General features: G+C 73.7%; 16 protein-coding genes. 11 read left to right on the forward strand and 5 right to left on the reverse strand.

Annotated elements, in window-relative coordinates; genetic code table 11:
* The first annotated feature begins 2 nt into the window (after positions 1-2).
* A complete protein-coding gene (locus J7F03_RS16700; RefSeq protein WP_308379622.1) occupies positions 3-971 on the forward strand; it encodes an AAA family ATPase in 969 nt (322 codons plus the stop codon).
* A gap of 46 nt (positions 972-1,017) precedes the next feature.
* Positions 1,018-1,380, forward strand: a complete 363-nt coding sequence (locus J7F03_RS16705; protein WP_214950492.1) for an NTP pyrophosphohydrolase — start codon at positions 1,018-1,020, stop codon at positions 1,378-1,380.
* Between the two features lie 38 nt (positions 1,381-1,418).
* On the opposite strand, the gene J7F03_RS16710 is transcribed toward J7F03_RS16705, so the two are convergent.
* Positions 1,419-2,102 carry a hypothetical protein gene (locus J7F03_RS16710; RefSeq protein ID WP_214950191.1) on the reverse strand — a complete coding sequence of 228 codons (684 nt, stop codon included), beginning with the start codon at positions 2,100-2,102 and terminating at the stop codon, positions 1,419-1,421.
* A gap of 125 nt (positions 2,103-2,227) precedes the next feature.
* Positions 2,228-2,722: a hypothetical protein gene (locus J7F03_RS16715; RefSeq protein WP_214950193.1), complete on the reverse strand. Its 495-nt coding sequence runs from the start codon at positions 2,720-2,722 to the stop codon at positions 2,228-2,230.
* A gap of 444 nt (positions 2,723-3,166) precedes the next feature.
* Between J7F03_RS16715 and J7F03_RS16720 the strand changes: the two genes are divergently transcribed.
* The 4 genes from J7F03_RS16720 to J7F03_RS41995 all read left to right on the forward strand — a co-directional run bounded on the left by J7F03_RS16720 (position 3,167) and on the right by J7F03_RS41995 (position 9,246).
* On the forward strand, positions 3,167-4,456 hold the full coding sequence (locus J7F03_RS16720; RefSeq protein ID WP_308379623.1) for a histidine kinase: 1,290 nt from the start codon (positions 3,167-3,169) through the stop codon (positions 4,454-4,456).
* On the forward strand, positions 4,446-5,147 hold the full coding sequence (locus J7F03_RS16725) for a response regulator transcription factor (RefSeq protein WP_214950195.1): 702 nt from the start codon (positions 4,446-4,448) through the stop codon (positions 5,145-5,147). The genes J7F03_RS16720 and J7F03_RS16725 overlap by 11 nt, the downstream gene beginning before the upstream one ends.
* Before the next feature lie 48 nt (positions 5,148-5,195).
* Complete coding sequence (locus J7F03_RS16730) at positions 5,196-5,570, forward strand: YbjQ family protein (protein WP_214950196.1); 375 nt, start codon at positions 5,196-5,198, stop codon at positions 5,568-5,570.
* A gap of 238 nt (positions 5,571-5,808) precedes the next feature.
* On the forward strand, positions 5,809-9,246 hold the full coding sequence (locus J7F03_RS41995) for an endo-alpha-N-acetylgalactosaminidase family protein (protein WP_214950197.1): 3,438 nt from the start codon (positions 5,809-5,811) through the stop codon (positions 9,244-9,246).
* Here J7F03_RS41995 and J7F03_RS16740 read toward each other — a convergent pair.
* Together J7F03_RS16740 and J7F03_RS16745 are read right to left on the reverse strand one after the other, a co-directional pair.
* Positions 9,238-10,149, reverse strand: a complete 912-nt coding sequence (locus J7F03_RS16740) for an AraC family transcriptional regulator (RefSeq protein WP_251072026.1) — start codon at positions 10,147-10,149, stop codon at positions 9,238-9,240. The genes J7F03_RS41995 and J7F03_RS16740 overlap by 9 nt on opposite strands.
* 32 nt (positions 10,150-10,181) lie before the next feature.
* Positions 10,182-11,117, reverse strand: a complete 936-nt coding sequence (locus J7F03_RS16745) for a DMT family transporter (protein WP_214950198.1) — start codon at positions 11,115-11,117, stop codon at positions 10,182-10,184.
* A 29-nt stretch (positions 11,118-11,146) separates the two neighbouring features.
* On the opposite strand from J7F03_RS16745, the gene J7F03_RS16750 reads away from it, so the two are divergent.
* The 4 genes from J7F03_RS16750 to J7F03_RS42000 all read left to right on the forward strand — a co-directional run bounded on the left by J7F03_RS16750 (position 11,147) and on the right by J7F03_RS42000 (position 14,634).
* On the forward strand, positions 11,147-12,811 hold the full coding sequence (locus J7F03_RS16750) for a PLP-dependent aminotransferase family protein (RefSeq protein ID WP_214950199.1): 1,665 nt from the start codon (positions 11,147-11,149) through the stop codon (positions 12,809-12,811).
* Between the two features lie 160 nt (positions 12,812-12,971).
* Complete coding sequence (locus J7F03_RS16755; RefSeq protein ID WP_308379626.1) at positions 12,972-13,376, forward strand: LAETG motif-containing sortase-dependent surface protein; 405 nt, start codon at positions 12,972-12,974, stop codon at positions 13,374-13,376.
* Positions 13,377-13,384: 8 nt separating this feature from the next.
* Positions 13,385-14,047, forward strand: a complete 663-nt coding sequence (locus J7F03_RS16760; protein ID WP_308379627.1) for a SigE family RNA polymerase sigma factor — start codon at positions 13,385-13,387, stop codon at positions 14,045-14,047.
* Positions 14,044-14,634: a hypothetical protein gene (locus tag J7F03_RS42000; RefSeq protein ID WP_214950200.1), complete on the forward strand. Its 591-nt coding sequence runs from the start codon at positions 14,044-14,046 to the stop codon at positions 14,632-14,634. The genes J7F03_RS16760 and J7F03_RS42000 overlap by 4 nt, the downstream gene beginning before the upstream one ends.
* Before the next feature lie 18 nt (positions 14,635-14,652).
* Here J7F03_RS42000 and J7F03_RS16770 read toward each other — a convergent pair whose 3' ends face one another.
* Positions 14,653-15,114 (reverse strand): MarR family winged helix-turn-helix transcriptional regulator, encoded by a 462-nt coding sequence (locus tag J7F03_RS16770; protein ID WP_214950201.1) that lies wholly within the window; start codon positions 15,112-15,114, stop codon positions 14,653-14,655.
* Between the two features lie 213 nt (positions 15,115-15,327).
* Here J7F03_RS16770 and J7F03_RS16775 point away from each other — a divergent pair, with 213 nt between their 5' ends.
* Positions 15,328-16,545 carry an MFS transporter gene (locus tag J7F03_RS16775; protein ID WP_214950203.1) on the forward strand — a complete coding sequence of 406 codons (1,218 nt, stop codon included), beginning with the start codon at positions 15,328-15,330 and terminating at the stop codon, positions 16,543-16,545.
* Positions 16,546-16,600 lie beyond the last annotated feature (55 nt).

The raw sequence follows: 16,600 nt of genomic DNA on the forward strand, positions 1-16,600 counted from the left end.
CCGTGTCCGAAGTCCCCGAAACCGAGACCCCCGCGCTCCCGGCCGAGACCCCCGCACTCCCGGTGGTCCACGTCATGACGGGTCTGCCGGCCTCCGGGAAGACGACCGCCGCGCGCGCCCTCCAGGCGGAGTCCGGCGGCCGGATGCGCCGCGTCAACCTCGACGACCTGCGGTCCATGCTCGACGTGCCGGACCCCGAGCGCGGGCGCTCGTACAAGCACGAGCAGACCGTGCTGGACATCCAGGACGCGGCCGTCAGCGCGGCCGTCGAGGGCGGATTCGACGTGGTCGTCGACAACACGCACCTGACCTCCCACATCCCCAAGCGGCTCAAGGCCGCCGTCGCGGGGCGGGCCACCTTCGTCGTGCACGACTACACCGACGTACCGGTGGAGGAGTGCCTGCGGCGCGACACCGCGCGCGAGCGCCAGGTCGGCGAGGAGATCATCCGGATACTCGCCGACAAGCACGCCAAGGCGCGCAAGGGCGGCTGGCGGCTCACCGCGGACTGGCTCAACGACCAGCCCGACGTGTCCGCGTACGTCGCCGACCCGGCGCTGCCGGGGGCCGTCATGTGCGACATCGACGGCACGCTCGCGCTGACCGGCGCCCGAAATCCGTACGACTTCTCGCGCTGCGGCATCGACACCCTCAACAGGCCGGTGCGCGACGCCCTGGACTCCTTCCGGCGCGCCGACGGCGACACCATCGTGCTGCTGTCCGGGCGGGGCGAGGAGTACCGCGAGCCGACCGAGGCCTGGCTTCGGGAGCACGAAGTCCCGTACGACGAGCTGTGGATGCGCGCGGCCGGCGACACGCGCCGCGACGACATCGTGAAGGCGGAGCTGTTCAACGCGCACGTACGCGGCCGGTACGCGGTCCGGGTCTCCCTGGACGACCGCGACCGGGTGGTGGCGATCTGGCGCCGGATGGGTCTGGCGACCTGGCAGGTCAACTACGGCGACTTCTAGGCCGTCCCCGGATCCGGGCGTTGCCCATACTGGGGCGGTGAACGCTCTGAACGCGGTGAACGTCCTGATCGTGGACGGTGCCAATGTCGTCGGGTCCGTGCCGGACGGCTGGTGGCGCGACCGGCGCGGAGCCGCCGAGCGGCTGCGCGACCTGCTGGCCCGGCGGGACGAGGGCGAGGAGATCATCCTCGTCGTCGAAGGCGCCGCCCGGGGCGTCGAGTCCGTGCCCGGCGTACGGGTGGACGCGGCGCCCGGGAGCGGCGACGACCGGATCGTGGAGCTGGCCGAGGCCGCCCGCGCGGAGCACGGCGGGTGCGTCGTGGTCACGGCGGACCGGGAACTGCGCGAGCGGGTACGCGCCCTCGGTGCGCGGTGCGTGGGGCCGAGGGCGGTGCGCCCGGACGCGTGAGCCGGTGGCGCCGGCCGATGCCTTGGGCGCCGCCCGGGTCAGTGGGCCTGGAGGGCGGCGTTGAATCCGTCGCGCAGGAGCGGATAGGCCTGGGCGACGACCCAGCCGGCGTCCCAGCACGCGTCGCGCTCGGCCTGCCCGGCGGGCGCGGTCGCGCAGGAGCGGGACTCGTAGAACTCGGCGGCCTTGACGACCTTGTCGGCGTTCGCGCGCAGGGTGGTGAAGGAGCGCTGGTCCTCGTGGGCGATCCGGGACAGCGAGGTCTTCGCGGTCCCGGCGGCCTTGGCTGCGTCGTCGGCGCACAGCGCGGTGAGCGAGGTCGGCCGCTCGGGCCAGCACTTGGAGCCCTTCTCGGAGCCGTAGCGCGTCTCGGCGTCGTTGAGCAGGCCGACCGACTTCGTGTGGACCGCTTCCGCGTCGGGAGCGGCGACGCCACGGGGCTGCTCCCGCCACTTCATGACGACGGTGGAGACGTCCGGCCAGCTCCGGGTCGACTGCGGACTCCGGGCGGCCGACGGGGCCTGGGACTGCGTGGCGGCGGGTGTCGAGGGTGTCGCGGAGGGTGTGGACGGCGTGGCGCTCACGGAACCGCTCGGGGAGGCATCGGCCCGGTCCGCCTTCCCGTCCGCCGAGGAACACCCGCCGAGGGCGGCCGCGATGGCCGCGACGGCGGTGAGCAGCAGCAGGGAGGCCGGCTGGTCGGATCGTGCGGTACGCGACACCGAGTCTGTCCTTCGCTCTGCCCGCAGGCCGTCTGCCTGCGGGAACAGCGTCTGTCTACCTGCTCCGCGGCCCGGGTGCCAGTTCGTCCCGGGGCGCGGGGCGGGTACGGGTGCCGGCGGCGGTGCTACGAGCGGCAGTACTTCACCGGGGTGATGTTCTTGACGTAGCGGGCCGAGACCCAGCGGTGGTGGCGGTCCTTGGCGGACTTCGCGCCCGTGCGGCCGCCGTCCTCGCCGTCCTCGCCGTCCTCGTCGTCCCGCATGTCGTCCCGCACGCCGTCCAGCCGGTACCAGAGGTTGTTGCCGTCGACCCGCTCGGCGCGCTTCTTGCACTCGATGGCGAGCTTCTGGTGGGGGTGCACCTTGCCCACCTTGTGCGAGTGGGTGGTCGGCCTGCTGCGCACGGTCAGCGGGCCGCGCGAGATGACGACGCCGCGGGCGTGCTCGCGCTCGGGGTACTCGTCGAGTTCGTCGGCCTCCTCCTGGTCGTCCAGGATGTTCTCCTGGCCCGGGTTGTCGGCCATCGGGTCCTCGTCCGCGACGGCGATACCCGCACCTACCAGGCCGAGCACCAGGCTTCCGGCGGCGAGAGCGAGGATGGTCCTGGTGGGCTTCAGCATGAGCCGGCTCCTCTGAGAAGACGTCAGCCCGGCCGCGGAACGCGACGCGGGGCGGCAACCAGGCGGTTGCCACCGACGACTATGGCGACGCGAACACGCGCAGCCCGGCTGACGCACCGTAACTTAGCCCGATATGCCCAATCTGATGCGATATTCAGTAGGTCGTCCTGAATCTGCCTTCAGGGGGTGTGCCTGCCCTCGGGGGCCGCGCGAAGAGCGGCGGGCGCCGCCGGGGAGGGCGGGGCGGGCGGGGCCGTGCCCGCCCCCGAACGGGCACGGCGCCGCCTGGCGGGCCCCGGGGGGATCGGGCCACTGCCGGTTGGGACCGGCTCAAGGAAATCTACGGGGGCCGGCTTCCGCTCTCGCCCATCCAAGGGTTGAACTCCGGCTACCCCCAGGGGTGGTAACCCTGTACAACCAGGGGTGTACACAAGGGGGTCCGACGTGCAGTTGTCCGCGCATCCGGCTGTGGCCCGGCTCCGCGCCGCGCGACCGGCCGTCGTCGAGATCGCGTATGCCCTCGGCTCACTCTGGATCTCCACCTCCATGCTCGCCAACTGGCCGGACCCCGAAGGCTATTGGCGTGACACCGACACCCTCGCCTACGTCCTGCTCGGAGCCGTCTACCTGCCGCTCGTGCTGCGCCGCCGCTTCCCCGTGGCCGTCCTGGTGAGCACCGGGCTCTGCATCGCCGCCTACTTCACCCTCGGCTACTACCACGTCCCCGCCGTCTGCGGGATGCTCCTCGCCCTCTACACCGTCGCCGCCCTGCGCCCGCGCCCCGTCTCGATCCGCTGCGCCGCCGCCTCGCTCCTGGTCCTGCTCTGGGGAACCCGGCTCGCCGAACCCGGCATCGGCCCCCTCAGCGTCGGCTTCGTGACCGTCGCCACCACCGTCTGCTGGGTGGCCGGCGACGGCTCCCGGCGGCTGCGGGATCTGACCCGCCGGCTCCGGCTGGAACAGGAGGAGAAGGCGCGCCGGGCCGTCGTCGCGGAACGCATCCAGATCGCCCGCGAACTGCACGACGTCATCGCGCACCACGTCTCGGTGATCTCCGTGCAGACCGGACTCGCCGGATACGTCTTCTCCTCCGACCCGCCGACCGCCCGCCGCGCCCTGGACACCATCGGCTCCAGTGCCCACGAGGCCCTGGCCGAGATGCGCCGGATGCTCGTCGTGCTCCGGGAGGACGGGTCCGCGCCCGCCGAGGAGGGGGTGGCCGGCGAGGTCTGCGGGCTCGGCCGCCTCGGCGAGCTCGTCCGCCGGGTGGGTGCGGCGGGCGTGCCCGTCGACGTCGCGATCACGGGGACGGCGTACGCCCTGCCGCCCGGGATCGACCTCTGCGCGTACCGCGTGGTCCAAGAGGCGCTGACGAACGTGCTCAAGCACGCCCCGGCCGCGCACACCACCGTCCGCGTGCACTACACCGAGGACGAGGTCCGCGTACGGGTCAAGGACGACGGGAACGCGGCCGCGCGCGCCGCCGGACACGGAGGCGGCCACGGCCACGGAGCCGATCAGGGACACGGAGGCCGACGCGGAGCGGGCCCCGGCCCCGGCCCCGGCCCCGACCGTACGGGAGCACGCGCCGCCGGGTCCCACGGCCAGGGTCTGACCGGCATGCGCGAGCGGGCGATGATCTACCACGGCACGCTGACCGCCGAGCCCGCCCCCGAGGGCGGCTTCGAGGTCAGCCTGCGCGTCCCCGTGCCCCGGACCGGCCATGACGCCTGAGGCGCCCACCGAGAAAGAAGGAGAGACCGTGCTGCGCGTCCTCGTCGTCGACGACCAGTTCCTGATCCGGTCCGGACTGACCGCGCTGCTCACCGCCGCACCCGGCTTCGAGGTCGTCGGCGAGGCCGAGGACGGCGAAGCGGCGGTGCGGCTCGCCGCCGAGACCCGCCCCGACGTGATCCTCATGGACATCCGGATGCCCGGAACCGACGGGCTCACCGCCACCGAGCGGATCCTGGCCGCCGCCGAGCCCGGCGCGCGCCCCAAGGTGCTCGTGCTGACCACCTTCGACTCCGACGAGTACGTCTTCCGGGCCCTGAGGGTCGGGGCCGGAGGCTTCCTGTTCAAGGACACGCCGCCCGAGCGGCTGCTGGCCGCCATCGCCACCGTGCACGGCGGCGAGATGCTGTTCAGCCCCGGAGCCCTGCGCGGGCTCGTGGAGACCTACGCCGCCCCGGCCGCGGCCCGTGCCCCGCGCCCCGGCCTGGACACCCTGACCCCGCGGGAGCGCGAGGTCCTCGGCCTGGTCGGCGCGGGCCTGTCCAACGCCGACATCGCCGGCCGCCTCGTCCTCAGCGCCGCCACCGTCAAAACCCACGTCCACCGCTGCATGAGCAAGCTGGGGCTGGCCAGCCGTGCGCAGGCCGTGGTGGTGGCCCACGAGTTCGGCCTCGCCGTCCGGCTCTCCTGAGCCCCCTTCCGGATGCGGGCCGCGCCCGGCGCCGCCAGAGTGGGAGCCATGGGAATCGAAGATTACGGCGGCGGCTCCGGCGCGCAGCAGACCGGCGTCATGGTCGTGACGACGAACGACGTCCCCGGCTACCGGGTCGAGCAGGTCATCGGCGAGGTCTTCGGCCTCACGGTGCGCTCCCGCCATCTGGGCAGCCAGATCGGCGCGGGCCTGAAGTCGATGATCGGCGGCGAGCTGAAGGGCCTCACCAAGACGCTGGTGCAGACCCGCAACCAAGCCATGGAGCGGCTCATCGAGCAGGCGAAGGCGCGCGGCGCGAACGCCGTTCTGATGATGCGCTTCGACGTGACCGACGCCGCCGACGTCGGCACCGAGGTGTGCGCGTACGGGACGGCCGTGGTCCTGGTGCCCGCCAGTACGTAGACCAGTACGTGGACCAGTTGTCCGGCCGGTACCCCGACGGGTACCCAGGCCAGTACCCCGACCGGTACCTGGACACAGCGCCCATGTGAACCACCGGTCACATAAGTCCAGGACGGCGCTCGGCTTTGTCCATGGGCCTGCCGTGCCGCGATCCGCAAGCTGTCAGGTCAGTGAGCGGACCGCCGGCCTCCACGTCGCGCGGTCTTCCGCACAGGAAGCGCCGACTCCCGGAGGTCCGATGCGAACCCCTCTCTGGCCGGCCGCAGCCGCGGTGGCCGGCCTGGTCGCCACCTTGGTCGTGGCCGTGCCCGCCGCCCCCGCCGTGGCGGCCGCACCCGTGACGATCACCTCGCCCGAGCTGTCCGTCGGCGTGGACAGCGCCTTCCCCCGCGTCATCAGCTACACCCGCACCGCCACCGGGGACGTGCTGAACGGCAACGAGGACACCATCGGTGCGATCGTCGTCAACGGAACCACCTACACACCCACCGTCACCTCGACGCCCTCCGCCTCCGGCGTCGACTACGCCCTCTCCTTCTCCGGAGTGACCGTCAAGTCCCGCCTCTCGGTGGCCGGTTCGGTCGTGGAGTTCAAGGTCACCGCGATCGAGGACACGGCCGCCCTGCGCGTACGGAGCTTCGCGATCCCCGCTCACAACCTCGTCAGCGTCCGCAGCAGCCAGCCGGGCGCCGCGCTGTCCACCGCGAAGATGCACACCGCCACCACCGGCACCGGGGACACCTTCACCCCGATCACGGCGAGCACCCCGGTCGACGCCTCCGCCACGACCGTGATGTACGGCCTGGCCAACACCGGCAAGCTGGCCGCTGCCATCGACTCCAACTCCTACTACGACGCCCCCTCGGGCGGCACCTCCACCGAGAACGGCCGGATCAGCAAGCAGGTCACCGACAAGGGCGCCTACCGCCGGGCCGGGCTGTGGAGCGGCTCCTGGCTCTACCGGGCCTCGGGCGCCGCGGACACCGACACCGAGCCGCTGCCCTACGCCCGGGTCGCGATCACGGCCGACCGCAACGGCGACTCCACCGTGGACTGGCAGGACGCGGCGGTCGCCTACCGCGACATCTGGACCCCGCCGACCGGCTGGGAGCAGACCGCCGACCGCGTCGTGCAGCGCATCCCCTTCAACTTCGCCTCCGCGGCCACCCACCCCTTCGCCGAGACCCTCGACGAGACCAAGCGGGTCAACCTCGCCACCGACGGCCTCGGCCAGTTCGTCCTGCTCAAGGGGTACGCCTCCGAGGGCCACGACTCGGCGCACATGGACTACAAGAACATCGGCTCCAAGCTGGGCGGCGCCACTGATCTGAACACCCTCACCACCGTCGGCCACTCCTACAACGCCGACTTCGGCGTGCACGTCAACGCCACCGAGGAGTACCCGGTCTCGGCCACCTTCGACCCCGCCCACCAGAGCAGCGGGCTCGGCTGGGACTGGCTCGACCAGTCGTACTACGTGGACACGCGGAAGGACGGGCAGTCCGGCGGGCGGCTGAAGCGGCTCCAGGACCTCAAGGCGGCCGCCCCCGGACTGGACTTCCTGTACGTGGACGTCTGGTACGGCGACGGCTACGTCTCGCGCAAGCTCGAACGGGAGATCGGCGGCCTCGGCTACCAGCTCGCCACCGAGTTCCCGAACTCCATGACGGAGCAGTCCCTTTGGCACCACTGGGCGACCGACGTCAACTACGGCGGCACCGACCTGAAGGGCATCAACTCCAACATCGCCCGCTTCATCGGCAATCACACCAAGGACGACTGGATCGCGGGCAACCCGCTGCTCGGCGGCGCCGAGATCACCGCGTACGAAGGCTGGCAGGGCAAGCGGGACTTCACCGCCTTCCTCGCCACCACCTTCGCCACCAACCTGCCGACCAAGTACCTCCAGGAATCCCCGGTCGTGAAGTGGACCGCCGACACGGCCATCCTCGCCAACGGCACCACCGTCACCACCGCCGGCGGCACCCGCAAGATCACCGCCGGCGGCCGGACCGTCCTGAACGGCTCCACGTACCTCCTGCCGCGCGCCGGAAAGCTCTACCACTGGAACACCGCGGGCGGTTCCACCACCTGGGCCCTGCCCGCCGGCTGGGCCTCGCCCAAGCTCTACAAACTGACCGACGCGGGGCGCCAGTTGGTCGGTGACCTCGCCGTCACCGGCGGCCAGGTCACGATCAACGCCACAGCCAAGACCGCCTACGTCGTCACCAACGGCGCGGCCCCCGCCCAGGCCGACCCCAAGTGGGGTGAGGGCACCCCCGTCAAGGACCCCTCCTTCTTCTCGGGCAACCTGAACGCCTGGACCGTCACCGCGGCCGGCGCCGCCGTCACCCGCAACGCCCAGGGGCAGAGCGAGCTCACCATGGCCGCGAACACCGCCCCGGCCGTCTCCCAGCAGCTCACCGGCCTCACCCCCGGCACCTACGCCGCCTCCGTCTGGGTCTCCACCCCGGCCGGCCGGGCCGCCACGCTCACCGTCACCCCGGCCGCGGGCACGGCCGCCTCCGTCTACGCCGACTCCTCCCCGCTGACCAACAGCCTCGGCGGCAGCGAGAAGAACGGCACCAAGATGCAGCGGATGAAGGTGTTCTTCGACGTACCCGCAGGCCAGTCGACGGCCACCCTCAAACTCTCCGCGGCCTCCGGGTCCGGCACCGTCTACCTGGACGACGTACGGGTCGTCCGCTCCGCCCGCACCCCGCTCGCCGGCCACTACTTCACCGAGGACTTCGAGAACGTGGACGCAGGCTGGGGCCCCTTCGCCTTCGGCGGCGCCGGCGGCTCGGCCACCGACCCGCGCACCCACATCGCCCAGCGCAACGCCCCGTACACCCAGGCGGGCTGGAGCGGGAAGCTGGTCGACGACGTGATCGGCGGGCAGAACTCGCTCAAGTCGCACGAGGAGCGGCAGGGCCTCGTCTACCGCACGCTTCCGCAGACCCTGCGGCTGACGCCGGGCCGCTCGTACAAGGTCACCTTCAGCTACGAGAACGGCTTCGGCGGCGACTACCAGTTCATCACCGGCTCCGGCAGCACCGAGACGGCGACCGCGCTGAACCAGGCCCGTACGGCCACCACCTTCACCAAGACCTTCACCGCAGGGACCGACGCCTGGATCGGCATCCGGAAGGTGACCGCCGAAGGCTCCCACAACGAGGCCGACTTCATCCTCGACGACCTGGCCGTCGACGACCTCGGTACGGGCGGCGGCGGCGAACTCCTCGTCCCGCAGAACCAGATGAGCGTCAAGGCCGTCGACAGCCAGGAGACCGCCGGCGAGAACGGCGCCGCCGCCAACGTCCTCGACGGCGACAGCGCCACCATCTGGCACACCCAGTGGTACCAGGCCACCGCACCGATGCCGCACGAGATCACCCTCGACCTCGGCGCCTCGTACAACGTCGCCGCGCTGCACTACCTGCCCCGCCAGACGCAGACCAACGGCCGCATCGCCGACTACCAGGTGCTCACCTCCACCGACGGAGTCAACTGGGGCACGGCGGCGGCCTCCGGGACCTTCGCCAACACCACCGCCCAGCAGGACGTCACCTTCACGGCGCGCACCGCGCGCTACGTCAAGCTCAAGGCCACCAGGGAGGTTTCGGGCAATCCGTGGACGGCGGTCGCGGAACTCAACATCGGCTACCTACCGTGACGGAGGCTGTGGCTGTGGCTGTGGCTGTGGCTGTGGCTGTGCCTGCGGCTGTGCCTGCGGCTGGACGGCCGGCTGCTGCGTCGACTGCTGCCGGCGGAACCGGACGGGCGCCACGCCCACCCGGTGGCTGAACAGCCTGCTGAAATAGGCGGCGTCCTCGTAACCGACCCGCCGGGCGACTCCGGCGACCGGCAGGTCGGTCCGGGCCAGCAGCTCCTTCGCCCGGCTCAGGCGGATCCCGAGGAGGTACTCCTTGACCCCCTCCCCGGTGCTGCGCCGCACCGCCCGGCGCAGCTGGGGGAGCGGCATCCCGAGCCGGGCGGCGTGCTCGGCCACCGATATCGGCAGCAGCGCGTCCCGGGCCAGGGTGTCCATCACGGTGTCCCCGTGCCGCGACACCTCGGCCCGGGCGTAGCGCAGCGCGACGAGCAGCCCGTGCACGGCCGCCGCGGCCTCCACCTCCAGCAGCGGACCGCCGCGCCGGGCCGCCCGTACGATCCCGTCGACCACGTGCCGCACCCCGGCCGTCCCGCTGAGCGGCACCAGCGGGCGGTCCGGGGTGACGTAGCCGAGGTCGGTGTACGCCTCCACGCTGTGGCCGGTGAAATCCACGAAGCACTCCTCCCAGCCGGTCTGCGGATCGGGGCCGTAGTGGTGCTCCACCCCCGGGACCAGCCACAGCAGCGCCGGCGCCGTCACCGGCTGCGGGGCCCGGCCGCCGTGGCTGAACCAGCCCCGGCCGCCGCAGACCACCACCGCGACGTGGTGGTCGAGCACGCGCGGGCCGACCACCGGCAGCACGCCCTGCTGCACCCCCACACCGAGGCACACCAGGCCGAGCCGGCGGTGGTTGGCGGTGGGGGAGAAGTACCGCATCCAGCTGCTGTACGGGGGCGTCGCCATCTGCGGATTGTGATCCACAAGCCCCGGCGGGCTCAAGGGGCGGCCGGCTCCTGGGCGTTACGGGGCTTTCGCGCGGCCGGGGCGGGCGTCGCCGGCGCGGGCTCCGGCCGCAGCCCGGCCGCCAGCCCGGCGATCACCACGGCCAGGCCCAGCCACACGGCCGGGCCCGGGACGCCGCTGCCGGTCACGGCGCCCGCGCCCGCCGCGGCGAGCGGCGCCACCCCGGTCAGCAGCCCGGCCCGGCCGGAGCCGACGGCGGCCACCGTGCGGTACCAGAGGAGGAAGGCCACCGCCGTCACCATGACGGCCAGGTATCCGACGGCCGCCCACTGGCGCGGGCTCACCGCCACCAGCTGCGCGGGCCCCTCGACGCACACCGTGAGCACCGCCAGCATCACCGCGCCCATCCACACCGCGTGCAGCGACACCCCCCACGCGCCGTGACGCCGCAGCACCGGCACCGCGAGCAGCGTGAAGCCCGCCTCGCAGCCCAGCGCGAGCGCCGCCCAGCCCACCCCGGCGGCGTCGGTCCGGCCCGTCCCCTCCACCAGCACCGCCCCCGCGACCACCACCGGCGCGGCCAGCAGCACCCGGCGGCTCGGCCTGCGGCCCTCCAGCAGCGGGCCGATCACCCCGAGCAGGACCGGCACGGAGGCCACGGCGACGGCGATCACGGCCGGCTCGGCGTGCGCGACGCCCCGTACGACGGCCACGTTGAACAGCACCAGCCCGGTCGCGGCGATGCCCGCCAGCCACAGCCACTCCCGGCCGCGCGGCAGCACGATCCGCACGCGGGCCGCGCGGGCCAGGGCGAGCAGCAGCAGTGCGGCCGCCGCGTAGCGGACGGCCTGGACGCCGAACAGCGGGGCGTCGACGAGGGACCGGGAGACGGTGACGCTGCTGCCGACGAGCGCCATGCCGGCGATGCCGGGGGCGAGGTCGCGCAGCGGGGCGGGCGATGTGTTCATACCGTCGAGCGTCCGCCAGTATTGGACTCATGGACAGTGCCGAACAGGGCCGGGACAAGGGGTCCAAAACTCGGGAGACCGGGACCACGGCCGCCGAGCCCTCTACCGCTGCCGAGACCGCTGCCGAGACCGGTGCCGATGCCGCCGGATCCGATTTCCTGCTGCTCGACATCGGCCAGGCACCGCCGGGTGGCCGGACCGACTGGCTCACCGCCCGCATCCGCGCCGCCATCGCCGACGGCACCCTGCCGGTCGGCAGCAGGCTCCCGGCGGGCCGGGTGCTCGCGGCGGAGCTCCGGGTCTCCCGAGGGCTGGTCACCGAGGTGTACCAGCGCCTGGCGGACGCCGGTCAGGTGGTGGGCCGGGGCCGCGCCGGGACGATCGTCGTGGCCGCACCGGTGACCGCCGGACCCGTGACCGCCGGACCCGTGACGGCCGGATCCGGGACCGCAGGATCGGCGCCCTCGAAGCCGGCGGCCGCGTCCAGGTCCACGTCGGCGTCCGGGCTCTCGACGGCGCCGGCCGGGGCGACGGCCCGGGCGACGGCCGACACCGGCACGCCGAGGGGCAAGGGCGGGCTGGTCGACGCCCTGCGCGCCACACCGTGCCGCATCGACCTCTCGCCCGGGGTGCCCGACCTGACCGCCTTCCCGCGCACGGCCTGGCTCCAGGCCGAGCGCAGGGTCCTCGCCTCACTCACCCCCGCCGATTTCGGCTACGGAAACCCGCAGGGCGCGCCCGCGCTGCGCGAGGCGATCGTGGGCTGGCTCGCCCGGGGCCGGGGGATCCGCGCCGACCCCGGCGAGGTGGTCGTCGTGGCGGGCGTGGCGCAGGCCCTCGGACTGCTGGCCCAGGTGCTGCGCGCGGAGGGCGTACGGCGCGTCGCGGTGGAGGATCCCGGCTCGCTCGGGGCCCGGCAGCAGCTGGAGCACGGCGGAATGGAGATCCTGCCCGTACCGGTGGACGCGGGCGGGATCGACACCGCGGCCCTGGCGGCGGGCCCCGCCCAGGCGGTCCTGCTGACTCCGGCGCACCAGTTCCCGACCGGGGTCGTCCTCGACGGGGAGCGGCGCCGCGAGCTCCTCGGCTGGGCGGCGGCCGGCGGCATCGTCATCGAGGACGACTACGACGCCGAACACCGCTACGACCGCGCTCCCGTCCCCGCGCTGCGCGCCCTGCTGCCCGAGGCCGTCTGCTACGCGGGCAGCGTGTCCAAACTCCTCGCCCCCGCCCTGCGGCTGGGCTGGCTGCTGGTCCCGCGGCGCCGGCTGGACGCCGTGATCGAGGCCAAGCGGTACGCCGACCTCGGCAATCCGGTCCTCGCCCAGCTGGTGCTGGCCCGCCTGATGGAGTCGGGCGAGCTGGAGCGCCACCTGCGCTTCGTGCGGCGCCGCCACCGGGCCCGCCGGGACGCGATGCTGCGGGCGATCGCGGCCGAACTGCCGGGCGCGCGGGTACACGGAGCCGCCGCCGGGCTGCACCTGATGGTCACCTTCGACCGGGCGGACTTCGACGACACCGCCCTCGCGGCGGCGGCCCTGGCCCTCGGAGTCAAGGCGCACCCGCTGTCCTGGCACCGCCTCGGCCCGGGCCCCCCGGGCCTGGTCCTCGGCTACGCCGCGGGCCCGCCCGGAGAGCTGGAGGAGGGCGTGGCCGCCTTCGGCGCGGCGCTGCGCGGTCTGTGTCAGCGCTGACCGGGCATCGAGCAGAGCGCTGCGACCCTGCGGACCGGCCCGGTGCTCGGAGGCTCGCCAAAAGTTTTTCGCGAACGGCGGCAACCTCCCGGAGGGTCGCGCGTCGTGTGGGGGTGAAGGGCGTGAACCCGCGCCCTCCAGCCGACCGTGGAGAACCACCGTGAAGAACCTGAAGCGTGCCCCGCTGTCCCTCCGCCGGGCGGCGGCCGTAGCCGTCGCGGCCGCCGGGGTGGCCGTTGCGCTGGCCGGGCCGGCCTCCGCCGCACAAGGCTCGTCCGCCACGCCGACCGTCGCCGCGCCCGCATCGGCGACTGCCACGCCGAGCACCGCGCCGAGCGCCCCCTCGGCCCCGAAGCCGCAGCCCTCGGTGAGCCTGCCCCCGGGCACGAAGCCCAGCGCCGCCCCGAGCGCCGCCCCGAGCGCGGCCCCGGCCTCGCCCGGCCAGGCCGAGCTCGCGCATACTGGCTCCTCCGCCACCACCGCCGCACTGGGTGGCGGGGCGGCCGTGCTGATCATCGCCGGGGCCGCGACCCTGTACAGCCTGCGGCGCCGCGCCAACGGCTGAGGACCCCCGTGCTCCACCTCGCACTACCCGTGGGCCCCGCCGCGCCTGGTTTCGACCGGCCGCGGCGGGGCTTGTGGTCGTTCCTGCTGCGCCGCGAGCGGTCGGCCGCGCAGGCCCCGCCCGCGCCGGCGGAGCCGTACCGGCACGGGTACACGTACGGCCACCTCCGCGAAGACGGCACCGGGCAGCCCACCGTGACCGAGCTCTACCACGCCCACCGGCTGCGGTTGGTCCGGCTGGCCGTGCTGCTCGTGGACGACCTGGGCACCGCCGAGGACGTGGTGCAGGACGCCTTCACGGCGCTCTACCGGCGCCACGGGGAGCGGATCACGGAGGTGGACAACGCGCTGGGCTATCTGCGCACCGCCGTGGTCAACACCGCGCGCTCCGTGCTGCGCCGCAGGCGGACCGCCCGCGCGTGGACCCCGCCGACGCCGGCCGACGTACCCTCCGCCGAGGCCTCCGTGGTCCTCGACGAGGCACATCGCGAAGTGCTCGCCGCGCTGGGCCGGCTGACGGCGCGGCGGAGGCAGGTACTGGTGCTGCGCTACTGGGCCGATCTGAGCGAGGCGGAGATCGCCGAGACGCTGGGGATCAGCAGGGGCGCGGTCAAGTCGAACGCGAGCCGTGGGCTGGACGCCCTGGAACGGATCCTGGAGGGTCGGATATGAGGCGTGGGGAGGATTCGGCCGAGGGCTCGGCGCAGAACCCGGCCGAGGGAGCGCCCGAGCGGCCCGTCGAGTACCGGCTGCGGCAGGCCCTGGACGCCCGCGCGGCCGGGATCACCGTGCGCGAGCTGCGCCCGGCGCAGCCGCCGGGGCAGGGCGTACGAGGACTGCCGTGGGCGCGGCTGCGGCAGCGGGGCTTCGTGCTGCCGCTGGCGGGTCTGGCCGCGGCGGCCGCCGCCGTGGTGGGGTACGCCGTACTGGCCCCGGACCCTGGCCTGGTCGGCCCGGGACCCGGCCCGGTGCCGCCGGCCGCGCCGCCGTCGCCCTCGCCGACGGCCGGGGAGCGGTCCCCGGGCCCGGCTCCGACGGATCCGGCCCCGTCGCTGGTCAAGCCTTCGCTCGCGCCTTCGGCCAGTCCGTCGACCGCGCCGCGCGGGTCGGCCACCGGCCCGCCGCAGCCGAGTTCCGCCTCGTCCGCCTCCTCCGCCTCGTCCGCCTCGTCCGTTCCGTCGGCCCCGTCGGCCCCGTCGGCCCCGTCGACTTCGGCCGGCCCGTCGGCCGTCGTATCCGTACCCCCGCCGACCCGCTAGAGGCTCGGCGGCGGACGGCTATCCGGTGGCCGCCGGCGTGTTCTTCACGGCGGCCACCAGCGGCGCCAGTTCGGGCTTCCGCGCGGCCTCGTCCAGCGCCTCGCGCAGCGCGGTGTCGTTGGTGGGCCGGGCCTCGGCCAGCAGGGCCAGGCCGGCCGGGCTGACGTCGGTGTAGATGCCACGGCGGTCGGTCGCGCAGAGGTAGCGGTTCAGCAGCCCTCGGTCCTCCAGCCTGCTGACCAGCCGGGTCGTCGCGCTCTGGCTGAGCACCACCGCGTCCGCGACCTGGTGCATCCGCAGGTGGCCGCCGACGCCGCTGTGCTGGCGGCTGAGGACGTCGAGCAGCGAGTACTCGCGCACGCTCAGCCCGTGTGCCGCCTGGAGTGCCCGCTCGATGTGCGCCTCGATCCGTCCGTGCAGGAGGGAGAGGGCGCACCAGCCTTGGGAGAGAGCGGTGAGTGCGCTGTCCGTGGCTGTCATGGGCTCCTCCTCCAAGGCGTGTTCCTCCAGGATAGGCCACTCGCGCAATAGCCCGCGCTTGCAAATAACCCGCGTCTGCAATTAATGTGGACGCGGGCAAGCCGCTATGGCAATCACCCCGGCGCAGGCATCCTCCCGCCCCCCGGCACCCGTCCGGCGCCGACCGCGCGGCACACGCAACCTCCCCCTGACCCCCTGAAGGGCACCCCTCTCATGCCACTCGCACTCCTCGCCCTGGCCATCGGAGCCTTCGGGATCGGCACGACCGAATTCGTGATCATGGGCCTGCTCCCCGAAGTCGCCGGCACCTACGGCGTCTCGATCCCCACCGCCGGCTTCCTGGTGACCGGATACGCCCTCGGCGTGCTCCTCGGCGCGCCGCTGATGACCGTCCTCGGCACCCGCGTCCCCCGCAAGCGCATGCTGATGCTGCTCATGGGCCTGTTCATCGTGGGCAACGTGCTCTCGGCCCTCGCCCCCGCCTTCGGCGTCATGCTCGCCGGCCGCGTCGTCGCCTCCCTCGCCCACGGAGCCTTCTTCGGCATCGGCGCGGTCGTCGCCGCCGAGCTCGTCGCCCCCGAGAAGAAGGCCGGAGCCATCGCGATGATGTTCACGGGCCTCACCGTGGCCAACGTCGTCGGCGTCCCGCTCGGCACCCTGGTCGGCCAGCACCTCGGCTGGCGCGTCACCTTCCTGATCGTCGCCTCGCTCGGCCTCCTCGGCCTGCTCGGCATCGCGCGGCTCGTCCCCGACCTGCCCCGCCCCGAGGGCGTACGGATCCGCCACGAGCTGGCCGCCTTCCGCAACGCCCAAGTGCTCCTCGCCATGGGGATGACCGTCCTCGGCTTCGGCGGAGTCTTCGCCGCCATCACCTACATCACCCCGATGATGACCAACGTCGCGGGCTTCGCCGACACCTCCGTCTCCTGGCTGCTGGTCCTCCTCGGCCTGGGCATGGTCGTGGGCAACCTCGTCGGCGGCCGGTTCGCCGACCGCGCGCTGATGCCGATGCTGTACGTGTCCCTGGGCGCGCTGGCGCTGGTGCTGGCGGCGTTCACCGTCACCGCCCACACCAAGGCCGGGGCCGCCGTCACCGTCGTCCTCATCGGAGCCCTCGGCTTCGCCACCGTGCCGCCGCTGCAGAAGAGGGTCCTCGACCAGGCCGCCGGAGCTCCCACCCTGGCCTCGGCCGTCAACATCGGCGCCTTCAACCTCGGCAACGCCCTCGCCGCCTGGCTCGGCGGGCTCGTCATCGCCGCCGGGCTCGGCTGGACCGCCCCGAACTGGGTCGGCGCGGCCCTCGCCGCCTCCGCCCTGGTCCTCGCCGTCGTCTCCGGCGCGCTGGAACGGCGTACGGCGGGACGTACCGGCACCGGCCGGGTCGTCGCGGCCGGCACCCCGGCGGCCGCGGCCGTCCCCGCTCACCACTGACCCACCACGCCCCGTGCGCACTGCCCCCCGCAGCGTCACCTCGCCCCACCTCACC

The sequence above is a fragment of the Streptomyces sp. ISL-43 genome (genome assembly GCF_018614195.1).
Classification (GTDB): domain Bacteria; phylum Actinomycetota; class Actinomycetes; order Streptomycetales; family Streptomycetaceae; genus Streptomyces.

Coding starts and splice junctions, on each gene's coding strand:
- J7F03_RS16715 (WP_214950193.1), bottom strand. CDS start 2,722: ATGCTGAAGCCCACCAGGACCATCCTCGCTCTCGCCGCCGGAAGCCTG.
- J7F03_RS16725 (WP_214950195.1), top strand. CDS start 4,446: ATGACGCCTGAGGCGCCCACCGAGAAAGAAGGAGAGACCGTGCTGCGC.
- J7F03_RS16730 (WP_214950196.1), top strand. CDS start 5,196: ATGGGAATCGAAGATTACGGCGGCGGCTCCGGCGCGCAGCAGACCGGC.
- J7F03_RS41995 (WP_214950197.1), top strand. CDS start 5,809: ATGCGAACCCCTCTCTGGCCGGCCGCAGCCGCGGTGGCCGGCCTGGTC.
- J7F03_RS16740 (WP_251072026.1), bottom strand. CDS start 10,149: ATGGCGACGCCCCCGTACAGCAGCTGGATGCGGTACTTCTCCCCCACC.
- J7F03_RS16745 (WP_214950198.1), bottom strand. CDS start 11,117: ATGAACACATCGCCCGCCCCGCTGCGCGACCTCGCCCCCGGCATCGCC.
- J7F03_RS16750 (WP_214950199.1), top strand. CDS start 11,147: ATGGACAGTGCCGAACAGGGCCGGGACAAGGGGTCCAAAACTCGGGAG.
- J7F03_RS42000 (WP_214950200.1), top strand. CDS start 14,044: ATGAGGCGTGGGGAGGATTCGGCCGAGGGCTCGGCGCAGAACCCGGCC.
- J7F03_RS16770 (WP_214950201.1), bottom strand. CDS start 15,114: ATGACAGCCACGGACAGCGCACTCACCGCTCTCTCCCAAGGCTGGTGC.
- J7F03_RS16775 (WP_214950203.1), top strand. CDS start 15,328: ATGCCACTCGCACTCCTCGCCCTGGCCATCGGAGCCTTCGGGATCGGC.